We start from the raw sequence: 1,479 nt of genomic DNA, 5'->3' as shown, positions 1-1,479 counted from the left end.
GAAGCCAATTGGACCACCGTTGTTGCATTTTGTGCTTTGTTTAATCATAGCCAATTGTTGATAGCATCTATTGGTGACAATCCAGTTGAATTTGTTCAGTTAATTGCTATAAAAAATGGTGGTACGCCTAAAGAAAAAACAATGGGTGGTAAGATATGGTGGAAAGAAATCGAGGATAGAGGGGATTTTCGTTTGCAACAAAATTTGATTAGTAACCATTACCGTATATTGGATCAATATGATTATCGTTGGCATAGTTCTTTTAATAAAGAAGAGAGTTTAAGTCGTTTAAATGAATTACACGAGGTGGGGACTATCGAGAAAGACAAAGGTATAGGGATATATGAAGAATAAGATTTTGCTTTTTCTATTGATAATAAGTTTAGGAGCAAATTTGTATATATTCGGAAAATAGTTTCTGACTGAACAATGGTATGAACCTTCCTCTGAAGAATAGATTATGTTAAGTGAAATGGTTCAAAAAACGGTTGAGAGTGAAGATTATAAAAAGATAGCAGAAAAAGAGAATATCATTGCTATTGATAAAAGTATTGATAAAAATAAAGGGGGAGGATAGGTGCAAAAAAATTTCCCAATAGAAATCCAACCGAAACCCTTTAAATGGTAAAATTGAACAAGGATTCAATTCGATCATTGAGGAGGAGTTAAGTTGAAAAAAATACTCACCGTATTATTTATAATAATGGTTTTAACAGCTTGTGTTTCGGACACCACTAACAAAGATAATAATCCGAAAACCATTAACAATGATTATAAATTCATAGGAGAAAGCGAACATTGGGAAGCCGAATATTCTTATAAAGGAACCGAATTATGGGAAGAAGATGACGGTAAAACTGCATACTCTAACGAAGATAGCTATGAACTTATATTAAAATATAAGGGGTCTTTGGAAGAGCTGTCTTCCATGAAAAAACTTGAATACACTTATGAAACAATCACTGAAAGCGGTAGTAAAACAGAGACATACACTGAACCACCTAGCGAAAAAGTATTTACAAATAGTGGAAGTTCAGAAGGTGGATCAAAAGTAAGTAAAGATGAAGTTATACAAATTATTGTAAAATGGGATGGCTTTGATGAGTCATTTGAACTGCATAATAAAGTTAAGTGATTTTGTTGAATTAACGGGTGATATATTTCATTATCAGAAGCTGATCAGCAGCTCCTTTTCTTATACAACCATCGGGTGCATTAGTTCATTAGTGAGCTTTGATGATCAGCTCTTTTCTTATGGAGCTAACAGGAGCAGGATAGTTTAAATAAGATATAAAAATAATTTTCATTTCAAAATAGATTCATATCCGTTTCGGATCTATTCATTGATTCATATCCTATTAATATTAGGGGGGGATGAATAGATGGCATCTAATGATGAATTAATTTGTCAAAAGTTTGCTAGAATTATCGGCGGACAAGAAGGGTTTGCGGGTGGAAAATGTGTGACAACCATAAATC

At 33.1% G+C, this 1,479-nt stretch carries 2 protein-coding genes and 1 pseudogene; all 3 read left to right on the top strand.

Going from position 1 to position 1,479, the window contains the following annotated elements; translation table 11 throughout:
* A partial coding sequence (locus FNK51_RS26875) for a hypothetical protein (protein WP_181762363.1) occupies window positions 1-354 on the top strand: 354 nt, incomplete at its 5' end.
* 316 nt (window positions 355-670) lie between these two features.
* Window positions 671-1,135 carry a hypothetical protein gene (locus FNK51_RS26220; RefSeq protein ID WP_286178905.1) on the top strand — a complete coding sequence of 155 codons (465 nt, stop codon included), beginning with the start codon at window positions 671-673 and terminating at the stop codon, window positions 1,133-1,135.
* A 247-nt stretch (window positions 1,136-1,382) separates the two neighbouring features.
* Window positions 1,383-1,479 (top strand): annotated as a pseudogene (locus tag FNK51_RS26215) (DUF1259 domain-containing protein); the annotation flags it as partial.

Source organism: Bacillus sp. B4EP4a, from assembly GCF_006680105.1.
Lineage (GTDB): Bacteria > Bacillota > Bacilli > Bacillales > DSM-1321 > Peribacillus > Peribacillus simplex_E.
Note: the sequence above shows the minus strand (reverse complement) of the source record. Positions and strands in the feature narration are given on the sequence as shown.